Consider the following 16898-nt stretch of genomic DNA (forward strand, 5'->3'; position numbering starts at 1 on the left):
CCGGCTACTGCTGCTGGATGAGGCGGTCGAAGTCGGGCTGCCGTTCGAGGACGCCGTACTTCTGGGCCAGCGTTGCCAGTTGCTCCAGACCGGCCCGGTCGAGCTCCCACCCGAAGGCCGGCAGCCGTACGGAATCCGCGACCGCGTCCGGCAGCTTGAGGTTGTCCTTGATGGCCTGACGAAGGCTCGCCTCGTTGGCCGGGTCCTTGGCCCAGGTGAGCGTTTCCTTCATGGCCGTGGAGAACTTCGCGACCAGCGCCGCGTCGGAATCTCGCAGTTTGCTCGACGTGATCGTTGTGAGGGTCGCGAGGCCGGGGATCGTGGCTTGATACGGCGCGACCACCACTTTGTCGCCGCGCTCGCGGAGCTGGGTGATGAACGGTTCGGTCACCCAGGCGGCGTCGATGTTGCCGGCCTCGAGCTGGGCCGGGGCGTCCGGGAAAGCAACCTCGACAAACTTGACCTTGGCGGGGTCGCCGCCGTCCTTCTCGACTGCTGCCATGATCGTGACATCGCCGGCCGCACCGAGGCTGTTGACGGACACCTTGCGCCCCGCGAGCTGGGCCGGCCGGGTGATGCCGGATTTCGCCGAGGCCACCACCGCATTGATGTCGTCACCGTCGGCGTAGGACGACGCATAGTTGCCGACGATCACGACACCGAGGTTCTGCAGATCGGCCCGGAACGGACCGAACGGCTGACCGATGGCGAAATCGATGTCACCGTTGATCAGCGCCGGAATGGCCTGCGCGCCACCCTGGGCGGGCAGGACCTCCACCTCGAGTCCTTGCTTGCGGAAGGTGCCCGCCTTGATGCCCGCCCACAGCGCGGCGGTCTCACTGATGGGCAGGGCCGCCACACGGACCTTGCGCAGTCCGGCGCTGGCATCGGAAGACGGAGTGGTGGCATCGGAATCCGTGCACCCGGTCAGGGCGATCACGGTGCCGGCGAGGACAGCAAGGGCGGTGATCTTCTTCATGACGAGCCCTTCCGTGGGCGACGTTGGCACACCCGGAGAAGTCGACGTGGCCGGCGCGGCGATGGCGCCGGGGGATCGCGCTGATCAGCGTCAGGCAGAAGACATAGATTGTCAAGAATGTAATTCGGTCTCGGGCATTGCGATTCCGGTAGCGCCGACTTTGTTGCCGGAAACCCTTGACGCGGCGACACTTTTGTCACAAAACTGTGCCATTGGTGGGTGTGGCGAAAGGAGCGACGACGTGGCGATCGTGATCGCGGGCGCCGGTATCGGTGGCCTCACCGCCGCGCTCAGCCTGCACCGGGCCGGATTTCGTGACATCGCCGTCTATGAGCGCGCGGCCGCGCTGGGCCCGCTCGGCGTCGGGATCAATCTGCTTCCGCACGCCGTCCGTGAGCTCACTGAGCTGGGCCTGGGCGAACGCGTGGAAAGGCTGGGCGTCGCGCCCGGCACGCTGGCCTACTACAACCGGCACGGTCAGCCGATCTGGAGCGAGCCGCGCGGACTGGCCGCCGGATACCGCTGGCCGCAGCTGTCCGTGCACCGCGGCCGGTTCCAGATGGAACTTCTCGCGGTGGTGCGGGAACGGCTGGGTGCCGACGCGGTGCGCACCGGGTACCGACTCGTCGGCGTCGGCAACGGCGTCGCGCGTTTCGAGACGGCAGCCGGAGAGGTCAGCGTCGAGGGCGATCTGATCGTCGGGGCGGACGGCATCCACTCGGCGCTGCGCCGGCAACAGCAGCCCGGCGAAGGACCGCCGGTCTGGAACGGGCTCACCCTGTGGCGAGGGACGGCGCGGGCGCCCGGATTCCTGGACGGGCGAACCATGATCATGGCGGGGGACGGGGAACAGAAGTTCGTCGCGTACCCGATCGGTCCTGATCTGATCAATGTCGTCGCGGAGCGACGCGGTCCCGGTTCTGCCGGGACGGACGCGGACTGGAATCAGCCGGTCGATCCCGCACCCATCATCTCGCTCTTCCAGGAGTGGCGTTTCCCGTGGCTCGATGTGCCGGCGCTGCTGGGCGCCACCGACGAGATCCTCGAATACCCCATGGTGGACCGGGATCCGATCGACAGGTGGACCCACGAGAACACGACGCTGCTCGGGGACGCGGCACACCCGATGTATCCGAACGGCTCCAACGGGGCGTCGCAGGCGATCCTGGACGCCCGGACGCTCGCCTTCCACCTCGCCACCGCGCCGACGGTCCGGCAGGCGCTCGACGCTTACGAGGCCGACCGGCGTCCGGCGACCACCGCGCTGGTGCTGAGCAACCGGCGGCAGGGCCCGGAACACGTGATGGTGCTCGCCCACGAACGCGCGCCGGCCGGCTTCGAGCACATCCACGACGTCATCCCGCCGGACGAGCTCACCGAGATCGCCACCGGGTACAAGAAAGCGGCGGGATTTCTCCCCTCCGCGCTCAACGAACGCGCTTCCCTGACGCCGACAGAGTTCTCGGGCATCCTGCCGTGACCTCCCCGGAAGCGACCGAACTGGACGCGGCCCGGCTGGCGTCGGTGATCTCGCCGCTGCGCCGGACGCTGCTCGCCGCCGCCCGGGCCGCCGAGCACCTGCCGGAGATCCCGGATGCGCAGATCGAGATCATCCGGGCCCTGCCCCGGGGTACGGTGGCCGCTCCCGGCGAGCTCGCCGAACGACTCCGCCTGAGCCGCTCGACGGTCAGCAATCTGCTCACCGCCATGGAGGCCAACGGTCTCGTCGAGCGCCGCCCCCGTCCCGACAGCAACCGTCACGTCGACGTCGTCGCCACCGCGAAGGCTCTCGACCTGTTCGACCGCTTCGATCTCGCCAGCGGAGACTTGGTCGCCCGCGCGGTGGCCACCCTGCCGGAAGGGGACAGGGCAGCCCTGGCCGCCGCGGTGCCCGCACTGGAACGCCTGCGCGACGCCCTCACCCAAACCAAGGACGTGTCATGAGTGCGCCGGCGGTTCCTGGTCTGGAGCCGGCGTTCGAGGTGGAGGCCCGGCTCGGCGCGCTGGAGGACCACGGGGTGACCCGCGCCGGTCACCGGCGCGTCGTACCGATCACCGGCGGCCGGGTCACCGGCCTCTTCGCGGCCGACATCCTCCCCGGCGGCGCCGACTGGCAGCTGGTCCGCCCCGACGGCGCGATCGAGATCGACACCCGCTATTCGGCGCGCACCGCCGACGGCGGCCACGTCTACATCCGTACGTTCGGCGTCCGCAGCGGCCGGCCGGAGGTCCTAGAAGCGTTGGTACGTGGCGACGCGGTTGACCCGTCCGACTACTACTTCCGCCTGTGCGTACGGCTGGAGACCTCGGTGCCGGCGCTGGCCGCCCTGGAGCAGAGCGTCTTCGTCGCGTCCGCGATCCGCGAGGCCGACCGGGTGCGCTACGCCGCCTACCGCGTCACGTAGCCGTTCCCAGGGATGGCTCCGCCCCTCATGCGGTCGTGCGGCGGCGAACCATCCAGATGGCAGCGGCGAGGAATGCGGCGGCGAGGGCGAGGAAGGACGCCGACTCGATGGCTTGGAAGGCCCAGAAACTGCTGTCGGGATGGTATTCGGTGTAGTGCCGGAGGCCGTGGTCGATCATGAAGCTCTCGACCCGTGCGCCGGAGCCGTAGAGCGTGTCGCTGCCGCCGTAGACCTGGCGGATGACCGCCGCCTCCTCACTGTCGGACAGCAGGTGCCCGGTCCGGTCGACCCACCCGTTGTGAATGATCCAGTCGGTGCCCGGCAGCCGGTCCGAGCCGATCTCGAGCTGTGGATCGGTGATCCGCACGAGGGGCTCCCGGTAGTGGGGCCGGGCGTACTCCTCCAGCGGGAGCCGGACGGCGAGGAACGTGGTGAGCGTGGCCGCCATGGCGACGATGGTGCGCCGCAGCACGGCCCCGGCGAAGATGCCCACAGCGAACGCGAACAGGGCGGCGGTGGTGAGGCTCGGCACCGCGATGATGAAGGCGGTGGCTCGCATGCGTCCGCCGATCTCGGCCAGTGGTGTGCGCCACCAGGTGAACAGCACGGCGAACGCGACGGCGAAGACAGCCACCGTGGTGCCGACAAGGGCCAGCTTCGTCATGAGCCAGCGGGTGCGGGACACGCTCTGGCTGAACGCCAGCTTCCAGGTGCCGTGCTCGAACTCGCGGGCGAGCAGTGGCGCGCCGACGAAGACACCGGCCAGAACGGGCAGGAAGGCGCCCCAGAGCAGCCGGTTGCCCCATTGGTCGTACCGGCTGACGAACTGGTCGACCAGCGGCGCGCAGCCGGCCCGGGCGGCGGGGTCGGCGACGCAGGCGGCGATGCCTCCGGTGCGGTACTCGTCGTGCATCGCCATGCCGGTGATGATCAGCGGCAGGGCGGCGAGGGTCAGCAGCGCGGTCGCGACGAGAAGTTCGGCGCGGTGCTGGCGCCAGGTCAGCCACAACATGGCCCTCCCTACCTTTCGTTCGGGTTCGACAGGGCGCCGGAGCCCGACGCTGCGGCTCCGGGACCGGCCAGATAGGCCAGGACGAGGTCTTCCAGGCTGATCGGGTGGGTTTCCCACCGTGGGTGGGCCGGCATACCGGCGGGCTGGCGTATCAGCAGGTTGCTGTGTCGCTGGCCGTGGGTGGCGGCGATGACTCCCTCGACGCTGGAGTCCTCGGCGCCGGTGCGCGGGCCGGTGAGCAACCGGTGCTCGGCGAGCAGGTCGTCGATGTCGCCGGCCAGGCGCACCCGTCCCTCGTGCAGCAGGACCAGGTGATCGCAGACCCGTTCGAGTTCGCCGACCATGTGGGAGGAGAGCAGGACGGTCAGGTCGGCCTCGGTGACCGCGTCGACGAGCGTTCTCATGACGCCGCGCCGAGCAAGGGGATCGAGGCTCGCCACCGGCTCGTCCAGGACGAGAACGCGGGGCTGTTTGGCGAGAGCGAGGGTCAGCGCCACCTGAGCCTGTTGCCCGCCGGAAAGCGCGCCGGCTTTGCGGCCGAGCGGGATGTCGAGATCTCGCAGGCGACGTTCGGCGCCGGGCTGGTCGAAACGCGGGTTCAGCGAGCGTCCGAAACGGATCATGTCCGCGACGGTGAAGCCGCGGTACAGCGGGTGGTCCTGAGCGACGAACCCCACCTGGGCCAGCCCGGTCGGCTGGTCCATCCGGATCGGCCGGCCGAACATCGACACCGTGCCCTCGGTCGGCTTCAGCAGTCCGATCGCCAGGTGCAGCAGGGTGGTCTTGCCGGCGCCGTTGGCCCCGACGAGCCCGATGATCCGGCCCCGGGGCAGCTCCAGAGTGCAGTTGCGCAGGGCCCAGGTGCGGCGGCCGTACCGTCGGCCCAAGCTCTCGGTGCGCAGCGCGGGCTCGTCGCTCACGCCACGCCCGCCTGGGCCTGATCGTCGTCCAGGGTCGCGGCCACCAGGGCGCGGACCTGCTCATGGTCCAGGCCGGCGTCGTGGGCCGTGTGCAGCCAGCCACGCAGACCACGCGACAGCCGGGCGTAGGTGGCGGCCGGCACCTGGTCGATGCTGCCGACGACGAAGGTGCCCTGGCCCGCCCTCGGCGTGGCCAGCCCGGCCCGTTCGAGCTCCCGGTACGCCTTGGCGACGGTGTTGGGGTTGACCACCAGCGCCGCGGCCACCTCCCGCACGGTCGGAAGCCGGTCACCGTCGAGCAGATAGCCGAGCAGAAGCCCGCGCCGAACCTGCTCGACGAGTTGCAGATAGGTCGGCACCCCGGAACGGGCGTCCAACCGGAACGCGAACACTCGCATCCACCTCCGTCGTCTGTCTATGTGTACTAGTAAGATAGTACACACGGGCGACGGCCTCGGACACGCCGTCGCGGCGTGGTGGCGGGCGGTAGTGTTGGGAGGGTGCCAGCCATCAAAATGACCACCTCAGACGTGGACGAGGCCCGCACCATGTTGGGCAAGCATTTCTACTCGAACTCTCTCGAGGTCCTGTCGCCGAATTCCTGGACCGCTGCCTTCGACATCACCTCCGCCGGGGTGATCACCCTCGGGGATCTGCGGTTCGGAGCCGATGTACGGATCAAGTTCGGTGAGCTCGGGGCCTACCACGTCGACGCGCCGCTCGCCGGCGAGCTGGCGTGGCGCCAAGGGCAGGGCGATGCGATGGTGGCCACCCCGGGCAGCGCCGCGGTGTTCCAGCCCGCGGGCGACACCACGCTGGAGCGTTGGCAGGGCGACTGCCGCCTGCTGGCAGTGAAGATCGACCGCGGAGCCCTGGAGAGCGAACTGGCCCGGATGCTCGACGAGCCGGTCGGCCCACCCGTGCGGCTGGCCCCGGAGCTGGACATCTCCCGTGGGCCCGGGGCGACCTGGCTGCGGCTGGCCCGTCTGCTCGCCGCCGACGCCGCCGAGGAGCAGGGCCTCCTCCGGCACCCGGTCCTGGGCCGGCAGTTGATGGAGAGCCTGGTCAGCGGGCTCCTGCTCGCGGCGCCGCACAACTACCGCGACGCGCTGGACAACCACCGCTCCGGCCTGGCTGCCCCTCGGGCCGTACGGCGTGCGGTGGAGGCTGTGCGCGCCGACGCCGCTCAGTCGTTCACGGTCGCCGACCTCGCGCAGATCGCCGGGGTCAGCTCGCGCTCCTTGCAGGACGGCTTCCAGCGTTACCTGGGCACGTCGCCCATGGCTTATCTGCGTGAGGTCCGGCTGTCCCTCGCGCACCAGCAACTGGGAGAGGCCGGACCCGAGCAGACCACGGTCACCGAGATCGCCTACCGGTGCGGCTTTGTGCACCTGGGCCGGTTCGCCGCCGTGTACCGCCGCCGGTACGGCGTATCCCCGTCCCAGACCCTGCGCAGCTGACCCGTCAGTAACGGAACTGGCCGACCAGTGTGCGCAGCTCCGTGGACATCCGTCCCATCTCATCGGAGGCCTGCTGCGATTGGGCGACCCCCTCGCTGGTCAGCCGGGCCGACTCGGCGACACTGGTGATGGTCGAGGCGATGTCACCGGTGCCGGTGGCGGCCTCGGTGACGCTGCGGTTCATCTCGGCGGTTGTGGCGGTCTGTTCCTCGACCGCGGAGGCGATCGTGGTCTGGAAATCGCTGATCCGGGCGATGACCCGGGTGATCTCCTCGATGGAGGCGACCGCGCCGCTGGTGTCGGCCTGGATGGCTTCGACGCGGCGGGAGATGTCCTCGGTGGCCCGGGAGGTTTCCTGGGCGAGGTCTTTGACCTCGGAGGCGACGACAGCGAAGCCTTTGCCCAGCTCGCCGGCCCGGGCGGCCTCGATGGTGGCGTTGAGGGCGAGCAGGTTGGTCTGTTCCGCGATCGAGGTGATGACCTTGATGACGTTGCCGATCTCCGCGGAGGACTCGCCGAGCTTGCCCATGGTGGCTGACGTCGCCGCGGCTGCCGCGACCGCCTCGGCCGCGACGCCGGCTGCTTCCGTGGCGTTGTGGGAGATCTCGCGGATGGAGGCGCCCATCTCCTCGCTGCCCGAGGACACCGTATCGACGCTGCGCGCGATCTGCTCCGCCGCGGCCGAGACGGTCTCCGCCTTCGCGGAGGTCTCCTGGGCGGAGGCGAGGACGTGCGCCGCGACGGTGTTCATCTCCTCTGACGCGCCGGCGAGCGAGGTGGCGGAACCGTCGATGGTGGTGACGGTCCGGCGCAGCCGAACCAGCGCGGCATCGAGCGCCTGACCCATCCGGCCGGGCTCGTCGGTGGTGTGCAGCCCGGTGGTGCCGGTCAGATCCCCGGCTGCCAGGCCGTCGCAGACCTCGCGGACCCGGTTGAGCGATTGCACGATCCGCTGCGCCACCCACAGCCCGAGCCCCAGCGCGAGCATGAGCCCCACCACCAGGAGCACGATCGACTGCGTGCGGCTGGAGTGGTAGCCGGCCCGGGCTGCTGCGGCCGCCCGGGCCGCGTCGGCCGACTCCGCGGCGCCCAGTTCGCTGGTCGTCCGGGCGAGGTCAGCGATCAGTGGTCCGATCTCGGTGTCGCGGGTCTGCTGCCAGGCGGCGACGTCGTGACGCTCCCCGGCGGGGATCTGCTTGCCCTGTGCCACCTCGACGTACGACGCCCAGGACGCCTCCAGTTCGGCGATCACGGCGGGATCGCCGGCTGGATTGCTGTCGCGATATGCCGCGAGCGCCGCGGTCATCGCTTCGAGGTCCGCCTCGAACGCCGTCCGGTACTTTGCCCGGGTCGCGTCGTCCTGCGAGATGATGTGGTTGGCGAGGTCGATCCTGGCCTGCCGGGTCGCGCCCCGCACATCACTGATGGCGGTCACGCTCGCCACGTTGCTGCGGTAGATCGAGTCGGCCGCACCGGCGGCGGCGCTGAGCGACCGCAACCCCAGCAGCCCGACCATCATCGCCACGAGCATCGCGATCAGGATGGCGAGCAGGATCTTCACCCGTACGCCGAGGTTCGCGAAGGATTGCCACCCCGCTCCGGGTGTCGCTGTCGTCGTGCTCAAGGAAATCGCCTCCGGCTGGGAACGGGCTCTCGGGGTTCCCATGACACCAGCAACTCGCGATGTGCCCGTCCTGACCGGGAGTAACGCCGGCGAATAGCTGCCGGAAAGGGACTTCAGCAGCGGTTTCCGGCCAGCCGGCCGATCCGGCGCGGCCTAGATTGACGCGGCGGACCAAGCGGACGGGGTACGGCAGTGGAGATCACCACAGTGGCCACGCGCGACAGACCGCGAGTGGTGCGGGTCGCGGTGCACGGCGATATCGACGCCGCCACCGCCCCGCTGCTGGAAGTCGCCCTGCTGCAGGCGCTGGACCAGGGGCAGGACCGGCTGGAGGTCGACCTGGCCGGAGTGACCCACTTCTCCTGCGCCGGGCTCGTCGTGCTGCTGCAGACCGCCGAACGGTGCCGCGGCGACTTGGTGGTGGTGCGGACGGCCGTTGCGGTGCGCCGGCTCCTGCGCGTACTGGAACCGCCGCTGCTGCTCACTCCCGCAGGCGAAGCCGACGCTGCAGCCGATCTCCGCATCTAGGGCTGTGGTGCCCGATGACCTGGACCGGCTGCTCCTGCGCGCGGTGCGGGCCGGGCAGCGGCTGGTGCGACGCCCCGTGGCCGGGCGGTCAAGAGGCTCCCCGGGCGACGAAGACGTCCCGGGCGGCGTGGTACGCGCCGACGATCCGGGCGAGCACGGCCTCGGTGTCGGCGTCGGGTTCGGTGGTGGCGGGATGCTCCCGTCGCCACTGGATCATCCGTGACGCCGCGCGGTGGAAGGTCAGCCCGGGGGAGAAGCCCGGTACGAAGGTACGGATCTTTGTGGTGTCGAAGATCGCGCTGTGTCCGATGTCGCCGACCATCTCACCCGACCAGAACCACCCGGGGGCGACCAGGGGGTACATCTCCGAGGCGACGTGGACCAGCCGGGGTGCCACGCCCAGCGCCTCGGCGATGATCGTGTAGATCTGATCCCAGGTGTAGACGTCGGCGCTCGTGATGTTGAACGTCTCGCCGATCGCCCGCGGGTTGCCGAGCAGGCCGACCAGCCCCTGCGCGAAGTCGTCGGCGTGCGTGAGGGTCCACAGCGAGGTGCCGTCGCCGTGCACCGGAATCTCCTCGCCGCGGGCGATCCGGTCGACGACGGTCCAGCCGCCGGGCAACGGCGGGCTGGCGTCGTCGTAGGTGTGCGACGGCCGGACCACGGTGAGCGGAAAGCCCTGTGTGACGTGCGCGTCCTGGAGCGCCTGCTCGGTGCGCCATTTGGCGGTGGCGTACTCGAGGGCCGGGTTCGGGGCGGTCGGTGTCGACTCGGAGATCGGTAGCTGCCGCACCGGCTTGGCGTAGATCGAGCCGGAGCTGATGTGTACGTACTGACGGGTCCGGCGGCCGAACAACGTCACCATCCGGCGTGCGTCGTCGGCGTCGTAGGACAGGAAGTTGACGACGGCGTCGAAGGTGCGGTCGCCGATCGCCGCGAGCAGCGCGTCGTCGTCGGTGACGTCGGCGATCAGCGTCTCGACTCCCTCGGGCAGTCCTCGCTCCTGGCTGTTACGGCCGCGGTTGACCACCGTGACGCGCATGCCGGTCTCGACCGCCAGGCGAACGCAGGACGTGCTGATCGTTCCGGTTCCGCCGAGGTACAACACGCGCAGATCTGCGGAGTCCTGATGCACCATGGTTTCTCCCCTCGGCATCGGCAACGATGCCAGTCGACGTCGACACGGAGAAACGGTAGTCCTGTGTGGGTGTTCGAGCCGTTCCTCGCCTCGACCCCACCGACGCCGGACGACGGCGCCGGTGGGGATCCGCGTTTCCCGGGGTGGCCGATCCGCTCGGTCAGGCGACGACGCGCGTGTGCTGGACGGCGGCGGGCCCGGCGACGTACCGGCCGATCGCCGCGCGCCACTTGGCGAACTCCTCGGTGCCCCGGTAACGCTCGTGCGCCGCGAGGTCGGTCCATTCCACGAGAAGGACGAAGTTCGTCGGGGTCTCGACCCCCTGGGTGAGGCGTGCCGAGAGCATTCCCTCGGCCGGCCCGATCGCCGCAATGGTCGTGGCGTGTGCTTCCGCGAAGTCCTTCTCGCTGCCCGGCTTCGCGGTCAACTCGGCGATTTCGAGAATCATGGTCATCGCTCCAAATCCTGGGAGGCTTCGGCGCCCGGAGGTGAGGGCGGGCGTCGACTGGATGTCCCGAACTCTACACGGTGATGTCACGCCGCGACATCAATTGTGACGCCCGTCCCCGCGGTTGTTGTGAACCGGATGGACGACCGTCGATGTCTGCGGTACTTTGGCTGGTACATCAACAAAGAAGTCGCACGTTAAAGGCCCCGAGACCGCACGAGAGGGACGTCCATGAGTTCGAAAGCAAGGAAGGCCGGGCTCGCACTCCTTGCCGCCACGCTGGCCTTCGCCGGCACGGTGTACGGCGTGACGAGGCCGGCCTCGGCCGACGTCGTGGCCCAGCTGAACGGTTCACAGCTGGTCGCCGACATGGGTGCCGGCTGGAATCTGGGCAATGCGCTCGAGGCCAACAACAACGGCATCCCCAGCGAGACGGCGTGGGGAAACCCGGTCGTGACGCAAGCCCTCATCGACCGGGTGCGGGCGTCGGGATTCAAGACGATCCGGATCCCGGTCTCCTACCTCGGAAACATCGGGGCCGGACCGAACTACACGGTCAACGCCGCCTGGCTGAACCGCATCCAGGAGGTCGTCGACTACGCACACAAGCGGGGCCTGTACGTGCTGATCAACATGCACGGCGACGGGTACAAGTCCGTCACCGGGTCCTGGCTGATCTGCGATGCGGCCGACCAGACCACGGTCAAGGACAAGTACCAGAAGGTCTGGCAGCAGGTCGCGACCAGGTTCCAGAGCTACAACGACCACCTGATCTTCGAGTCCATGAACGAGAACTTCGACGGGCAGTACGGCAACCCGACCCAGCCGTGCTACTCGAACATCAACGCGTACAACCAGATCTTCGTGGACACCGTGCGCCGTACCGGTGGGACCAACGCCTCCCGGTGGCTGCTGGTGCCCGGCTGGAACACCAACATCGACCACACCGTGGGCAGCGGCTTCGTGCTCCCCACCGACCAGAACCGGTCGTCGTCCATCCCGGCCAACGAGCAGCGCATCATGATCTCGGTGCACTACTACGACCCGTGGGACTTCGCGGGGCAGGAAGACGGCACCATCACGCAGTGGGGCGCCGGCGCGACGAACCCCGCGAAGAAGTCGACCTGGGGACAGGAGGACTTCCTGGACGGGCAGCTGAAGAAGACGTACGACAAGTTCGTCACGCGCGGATACCCGGTGTTCGTCGGTGAGTACGGCTCGATCGACAAGACGACCTACGACTCCACCAACAACCGCTACCGCGCGGACTACGCCCGCGCCGTGGTGGCCACCGCCAAGAAGTACGGCGCAGCCACCGCCTACTGGGACAACGGTTGGAACGGCCAGCACGGCTTCGGACTGTTCGACCGCAGCGCCGTCACGGTGACCCAGCAGGGCATCATCAACGCCATCATGAGCGCCGTCGGCGGCAGCCAGCCCACCACCCCGCCGCCGACCACACCGCCCACCTCCACACCGCCCACCACGCCACCCACCACCCCGCCGACCACCAGCCCGGGCGGCACCGGCGCTTGCCGGGTCACCAGCACGGTGAACGCGTGGAACACCGGCCTGACGACCAGCATCGCCATCACCAACACCGGTACGGCTGCCATCAACGGCTGGACCCTGGCCTTCACCCTGGCCGCCGGACAGAGCATCGTCTCCGGCTGGAGCGCGAGCTTCGCTCCGGCCACCGGCCGGGTGACCGCGACCAACGCCGGCTACAACGGCACCCTGGCGCCGGGGGCGTCGACCTCCATCGGCTTCCAGGCGAACCACACCGGCAACGCCGCCGCCCCCACCGGCTTCGCCCTCAACGGCACCACCTGCAGCTGACCCAACCACGACGGGCCGGCGCCGCTCTTGCGGCCCCGGCCCGTCGTGCGTTCGCCTGCGAGCCCGCTGGAGCCGCGCCACCAACGACCGATCTTGGCATCGAGATCGAGGGGCGGGGGAGTAGAACCGCACCAGCCGACCACGCCGACGGCTGACAGCGCTGCGCGTACTCGACACTCGTATTATATCGAGTATAATACCCGGCATGATATCCAGTGAGTCGACGCTATGAGCATCCGGCACTCGCTGCTGGCGCTGCTCAGCGAGGGGCCCAAGTACGGGCTGCAGCTGCGCGAGGAGTTCGAGGCGCGCACCGGCGAAGTCTGGCCCCTCAACGTCGGGCAGGTCTACACCACGCTGCAGCGGCTTGAGCGCGACCTGCTCGTCGAGTCCGACGACGACGCCGACCCGGGCCCGCAGAAGAGCTTCCGGATCACCGCCGACGGCGCCGAGGAGTTGGCCGGCTGGCTTCGCACGCCACCCGACCTGGCTTCGCCGCCGCGCGACGAGTTGGTCATCAAGGTGCTCGTCGCGGTCCGGCTGCCCGGCGTCGACGTGCACGAGGTCATTCAGGCGCACCGCCGCTACATCGTGGAGCTCATGCAGCAGTGGACCCGGCTCAAGGACGAGGAGGGCGACCTCGACCTCAGCCTGGCGCTGGTGGTCGACGCGGAGCTGTACCGCCTCGACTCCGTCGTGCAGTGGCTGGACACCGCCGACGGGCGGCTCAAGCGGGCCGCCCTCGAGCCGCCGGCCGCGCCGCGGGCCGCCGCACCGCTGATCCGGCGCCGGGCGGGGGTGCGTCGATGAGCGGGGTGCTGCAGCTGCGCGGGGTGTCCAAGACCTACCTGGACGGCGCCGACGAGGTGCACGCGCTGCACGAGGTCGACCTGATCGTCGAGGCCGGCAAAATGGTCGCCGTCATGGGGCCCAGCGGCTCGGGCAAGAGCACGCTGCTCACCATCGCCGGCGCCCTCGAGACACCGACCTCCGGTGAGGTGCTTGTTGCGGGCCTGCCGCTGACGGCGATGTCCCGCGACGATCGGGCCCGGCTGCGCCGGCGGGCCATCGGCTATGTGTTCCAGGACTTCAACCTGCTGCCCGGCCTGACCGCCGCCGAGAATGTGGCCCTGCCCCTCGAGCTCGACGGCATGAGCGCCGGCAAGGCCCGCGCCACCGGGCTGCGCGCCCTCGATGAGCTGGGCCTCGCCGAGCGGGCGGCCCGCTTCCCGGACCAGCTCTCCGGCGGCGAGCGGCAACGGGTGGCGATCGCCCGGGCCGTCGTCGGCGACCGTCGGCTGCTGCTGGCCGACGAGCCGACCGGCGCGCTGGACTCCGAGAACGGCGAGGCCGTCATGCGCATGATCCTGACCGCCTGCAAGCACGGCGTCGCCGCCGTCGTCGTCACGCACGACGCGCAGCTCGCCTCCTGGGCCGACCGGGTGCTGTTCATCCGCGACGGGCGCGTCGTCGACCGCACCGCACCGCGTCCCGGACCGGACTCGCTGTTGGCCGAAGAAGCGGCCTGATGAGCGTCGCCGCGCAGGACCGGCCGCTCACCCTGGGCACCGGCAACGGTGGGATGCCGGCCCGCCGCGCCGTGGTGCGCTGGGCCTGGCGGCTGTTCCGCCGCGAGTGGCGCCAGCAGGCGATCGTGCTCGCCCTGCTGCTGCTTGCCGTCGCCGCCACCACCATCGGGCTCGCCATGGCCGGCAACGCCCCGAACGACGCCTGGATGTTCGGCACCGCGGACCACATCGTCACCGTCAACGGCACCGACGCGCAGAACGACGCCGAACTCGCCCAACTGCGCAGCGACTACGGCACGGTCGAGGTCATCGAGCACGCCAAGAAGGTCGCGGTACCCGGCAGCGCCAACGGCGTCGACCTGCGCGCGCAGGACCCCAACGGGCCGTACGGCCGCTCGATGCTGCGCCTGGACCGGGGCCGGTGGCCGCAAGGCTCCGGCGAGATCGCGGTCACCGACCGCGTGCTGCAGCTGGCCGGCCTGCACGTAGGTGGCACCTGGAACGCCGCCGGCCGGCCGTGGACCGTCGTCGGGGTGGTGGAGAACCCGCTCAACCTCAACGAGCCGTTCGCCCTCGTCGCGCCCGGCCAGCTCGGCGCCGCGGTCAACCGCGTTGACGCCCTGCTGCAGGTGCCGCACGCGCAGTTCATCGCCAAGCCCCGCCCCGACGGCGTGTCGACCCAGCGCCGCAACGAGGAGACGGACCCGGCCACCACTCTCGTGCTCGTGCTCGCCACGATCGGGCTGGTTTTTGTCGGCCTGCTGTCCGTGGCCGGGTTCCACGTCATGGCCCAGCGACGGCTGCGCGCGCTCGGCATGCTCGGCGCCATCGGCGCCGGCCACCGGCACATCCGGCTGGTGCTGCTGGCCAACGGACTGGTCGTCGGCGGCGGCGGCGCGCTGGCCGGCGCGTTCGTCGGCGTCGTCGGCTGGGTGGTGTTGAGCCCCGTCTTCGAGCCGCTGCTCGGCCACCGCATCGACCGTTTCGACCTGCCCTGGGGGCCGCTACTGCTCGCCGTGGCGCTGGCCGCCGTGACCGCGGTGGTCGCTGCCTGGTGGCCGGCCCGGGCCGCCGCCCGTATCCCGGTCGTCGCCGCCCTCTCCGCCCGGCCGGCCCCGCCGCGCCCCGCCCACCGGTTCGCGGCAGTCGGCGTGCTGCTGCTCGCCGTCGGACTGACCGGGCTGTACCTGTCGCAGCAGTCAAAGGCGCCGTACATCGTCAGCGGCGTGCTCATCACGGCGCTCGCGCTGCTGCTGCTCGCCCCGGTCGGCGTGGCCACCATCGGCGCCGCCGCCCGCCACGCGCCCCTCGCGACCCGCCTCGCCATGCGCGACCTGGCCCGCTACCGGGCCCGCTCCGGCGCCGCGCTGGCCGCGATCGCCCTGGCCGTCGGCATCGCCGCCATGGTCGCCCTAGGCACGGCCGTCACCGTGGCCAAGACCGCGGCACCCACGGGCGGCGCCATTCCGGCCGACCAGATGATCGTCTGGCTCTCGCCGCAGCGGATGACCGGACCCGTGCCGATCGTCACGACCTCTCAGCTGGACGGCATGCGCCGGCAGGCGGACGCGATCGTCGCCGAGTTGCACGCCACGGTCGTGTCGCTGGCCGGCGGCGTCGACCCGAACCAGCCGATCGAGCGCGAGAGCGGCGGCCGCCCGCCGACGGTGCTGGGCATCCGCGACGCCGCTCCGGGCGAGCGGGGCGAAGTGTCGTACCGCGACGTCGACATGGTTCCGGTCTACGTCGCGACCCCCGAACTGCTCGCCCACTACGGCATCGATCGGGCGAGCGTCGGCGCCGACACCGACGTGCTCACGCCGCGGGCGAGCATCGACGGCTATGACATCATCCCCGGCGGCCGGATCCGCGGCCCGCAGCCGGTCCTGCAGCACGTGACGCTGCCCGGCTACCAGTCACTGCCGAACGTCCTGCTCACCCGGCACGGCATGGACAAGCTCCACTTGACCGAGGTGCCGGTGGGCTTCCTCATCGACGCGCCGGTCAAGCTCACCGCGGCCCAGGTCGACCGCGCGCAGCAGCTCGCGTCCGCCGCCGGCCTCTACGTCGAGTCCCGTCCGACCGGCGCCGACGAGACCCGTCTGGCCGCCTGGTTCACCGCCGCCGGTATCGCCGTCGCCCTCGGCGTGCTCGCCATGACGGTCGGACTCATCCGCAGCGAGACGGCCCGCGATCTGCGAACCCTCGCGGCGGCCGGAGCGCGCCGGCGCACCCGCCGCGCCCTGACTGCCGCGACCGCGGGCTCGCTCGCGCTGACCGGCGCGATCATCGGCACCGCCTGCACGTATCTGGCGGTGCTGGCCTGGTACCACAACGAGCTGCACTGGCTGGCCCACCCGCCGCTGGTCAACCTGGCGGCTATCCTGATCGGCCTGCCCGTCGTCGCCTCCATCGGCGGGTGGGCGCTCACCGGACGGGAGGCGAGCACGATCGCCCGCCAGCCCCTGGACTGACAGGGCTTTGTCATGGTCCTCGTCCCGCGCGGCGGTCGGCTGACGCCGCAAGCTGGCATCAAAGATCCACCCGGCTCAAGGAGCCCTTGGCGACCAGGTCACCGGGCGCGCATGCGGTTGTTGCGGGCGTCGTGCGTCAACTCGGCCAGGCCGAGGTGCTCGAGCAGTGGCGGCAGGTACATGCCGAACCGGCCTCGATAGCCCTTGCGGAGCCCGTACCAGCCGTCGACCGGATTGTCCGGGGAGCGGCCCCAGGCTTCGACGGTGCCGTCGGCGGCGGGTTTGTTCTCGTCGGCGGCGCCGAGCGGCACCCAGCCGTCCTGTTCGCGTAGCCAGGCGTGCAGGTCATCGATGGCGCGGGCCTGGTAGGTCAGCTTCGTCGACCCGACCTGACAGACGAGCGTGGCCGGGTCGGTGGTCTCGTCGCGGTAGATGGTGTACTGCGACGATCCGGGCGGTGTCTGCAACAACCACGGATCGTCCTTCGTCCCCGCCGCCATGGCCGGCCCCTTTCGGCGTGTTGTTCCTCCGACTGTAGACAG

17 protein-coding genes are annotated in these 16898 nt (G+C 70.3%); 9 read left to right on the forward strand and 8 right to left on the reverse strand.

Annotated elements, in window-relative coordinates; genetic code table 11:
• Positions 1-4 precede the first annotated feature (4 nt).
• Positions 5-940, reverse strand: coding sequence for an ABC transporter substrate-binding protein (locus ACQP2Y_RS14750; protein ID WP_433728363.1), 936 nt, complete (start codon positions 938-940; stop codon positions 5-7).
• A 25-nt stretch (positions 941-965) separates the two neighbouring features.
• Here ACQP2Y_RS14750 and ACQP2Y_RS14755 point away from each other — a divergent pair, with 25 nt between their 5' ends.
• From ACQP2Y_RS14755 to ACQP2Y_RS14765, 3 genes are read left to right on the forward strand one after another with little or no spacing between them, the layout of a single operon-like run.
• Positions 966-2459, forward strand: coding sequence for a flavin-dependent oxidoreductase (locus tag ACQP2Y_RS14755; RefSeq protein ID WP_433728365.1), 1494 nt, complete (start codon positions 966-968; stop codon positions 2457-2459).
• On the forward strand, positions 2456-2923 hold the full coding sequence (locus ACQP2Y_RS14760) for a MarR family winged helix-turn-helix transcriptional regulator (RefSeq protein WP_433728368.1): 468 nt from the start codon (positions 2456-2458) through the stop codon (positions 2921-2923). The genes ACQP2Y_RS14755 and ACQP2Y_RS14760 overlap by 4 nt, the downstream gene beginning before the upstream one ends.
• The gene (locus tag ACQP2Y_RS14765) at positions 2920-3384 is read left to right on the forward strand and encodes a DUF3237 domain-containing protein (protein ID WP_433728370.1); all 465 of its coding nucleotides are present in this window, start codon (positions 2920-2922) and stop codon (positions 3382-3384) included. Before ACQP2Y_RS14760 ends, ACQP2Y_RS14765 begins: the two co-directional genes overlap by 4 nt.
• A 25-nt stretch (positions 3385-3409) precedes the next feature.
• On the opposite strand, the gene ACQP2Y_RS14770 is transcribed toward ACQP2Y_RS14765, so the two are convergent.
• From ACQP2Y_RS14770 to ACQP2Y_RS14780, 3 genes are read right to left on the reverse strand one after another with little or no spacing between them, the layout of a single operon-like run.
• Positions 3410-4396: an ABC transporter permease subunit gene (locus tag ACQP2Y_RS14770; protein ID WP_433728372.1), complete on the reverse strand. Its 987-nt coding sequence runs from the start codon at positions 4394-4396 to the stop codon at positions 3410-3412.
• An 8-nt stretch (positions 4397-4404) separates the two neighbouring features.
• Entirely contained in the window at positions 4405-5316 is a 912-nt protein-coding gene (locus tag ACQP2Y_RS14775) for an ABC transporter ATP-binding protein (RefSeq protein ID WP_433728374.1), read from the reverse strand.
• Positions 5313-5708 (reverse strand): GntR family transcriptional regulator, encoded by a 396-nt coding sequence (locus tag ACQP2Y_RS14780; RefSeq protein WP_433731947.1) that lies wholly within the window; start codon positions 5706-5708, stop codon positions 5313-5315. Before ACQP2Y_RS14780 ends, ACQP2Y_RS14775 begins: the two co-directional genes overlap by 4 nt.
• A gap of 123 nt (positions 5709-5831) precedes the next feature.
• Between ACQP2Y_RS14780 and ACQP2Y_RS14785 the strand changes: the two genes are divergently transcribed.
• Entirely contained in the window at positions 5832-6776 is a 945-nt protein-coding gene (locus ACQP2Y_RS14785) for an AraC family transcriptional regulator (protein ID WP_433728376.1), read from the forward strand.
• 4 nt (positions 6777-6780) lie between these two features.
• On the opposite strand, the gene ACQP2Y_RS14790 is transcribed toward ACQP2Y_RS14785, so the two are convergent.
• A complete protein-coding gene (locus ACQP2Y_RS14790) occupies positions 6781-8400 on the reverse strand; it encodes a methyl-accepting chemotaxis protein (RefSeq protein WP_433728378.1) in 1620 nt (539 codons plus the stop codon).
• A gap of 192 nt (positions 8401-8592) precedes the next feature.
• Between ACQP2Y_RS14790 and ACQP2Y_RS14795 the strand changes: the two genes are divergently transcribed.
• Entirely contained in the window at positions 8593-8928 is a 336-nt protein-coding gene (locus ACQP2Y_RS14795) for an STAS domain-containing protein (protein WP_433728380.1), read from the forward strand.
• Between the two features lie 88 nt (positions 8929-9016).
• Here the strand turns inward: ACQP2Y_RS14795 and ACQP2Y_RS14800 are convergent, their stop codons facing one another.
• Together ACQP2Y_RS14800 and ACQP2Y_RS14805 are read right to left on the reverse strand one after the other, a co-directional pair.
• On the reverse strand, positions 9017-10066 hold the full coding sequence (locus ACQP2Y_RS14800; protein ID WP_433728382.1) for an NAD-dependent epimerase/dehydratase family protein: 1050 nt from the start codon (positions 10064-10066) through the stop codon (positions 9017-9019).
• 160 nt (positions 10067-10226) lie between these two features.
• The gene (locus ACQP2Y_RS14805; RefSeq protein ID WP_433728384.1) at positions 10227-10520 is read right to left on the reverse strand and encodes a putative quinol monooxygenase; all 294 of its coding nucleotides are present in this window, start codon (positions 10518-10520) and stop codon (positions 10227-10229) included.
• A 225-nt stretch (positions 10521-10745) separates the two neighbouring features.
• On the opposite strand from ACQP2Y_RS14805, the gene ACQP2Y_RS14810 reads away from it, so the two are divergent.
• From ACQP2Y_RS14810 to ACQP2Y_RS14825, 4 genes are all read left to right on the forward strand, one after another.
• A complete protein-coding gene (locus ACQP2Y_RS14810; RefSeq protein WP_433728386.1) occupies positions 10746-12353 on the forward strand; it encodes a cellulase family glycosylhydrolase in 1608 nt (535 codons plus the stop codon).
• Positions 12354-12581: 228 nt separating this feature from the next.
• Positions 12582-13163, forward strand: coding sequence for a PadR family transcriptional regulator (locus ACQP2Y_RS14815; RefSeq protein ID WP_433728388.1), 582 nt, complete (start codon positions 12582-12584; stop codon positions 13161-13163).
• Positions 13160-13882 carry an ABC transporter ATP-binding protein gene (locus ACQP2Y_RS14820; RefSeq protein WP_433728390.1) on the forward strand — a complete coding sequence of 241 codons (723 nt, stop codon included), beginning with the start codon at positions 13160-13162 and terminating at the stop codon, positions 13880-13882. The genes ACQP2Y_RS14815 and ACQP2Y_RS14820 overlap by 4 nt, the downstream gene beginning before the upstream one ends.
• A complete protein-coding gene (locus ACQP2Y_RS14825; RefSeq protein ID WP_433728392.1) occupies positions 13882-16356 on the forward strand; it encodes an FtsX-like permease family protein in 2475 nt (824 codons plus the stop codon). Before ACQP2Y_RS14820 ends, ACQP2Y_RS14825 begins: the two co-directional genes overlap by 1 nt.
• A gap of 98 nt (positions 16357-16454) precedes the next feature.
• Here the strand turns inward: ACQP2Y_RS14825 and ACQP2Y_RS14830 are convergent, their stop codons facing one another.
• Positions 16455-16856 carry a DUF6855 family protein gene (locus tag ACQP2Y_RS14830; RefSeq protein WP_433728394.1) on the reverse strand — a complete coding sequence of 134 codons (402 nt, stop codon included), beginning with the start codon at positions 16854-16856 and terminating at the stop codon, positions 16455-16457.
• Between the last annotated feature and the right edge of the window lie 42 nt (positions 16857-16898).

This window comes from Actinoplanes sp. CA-051413, assembly GCF_050955795.1.
Classification (GTDB): Bacteria; Actinomycetota; Actinomycetes; order Mycobacteriales; family Micromonosporaceae; genus Actinoplanes.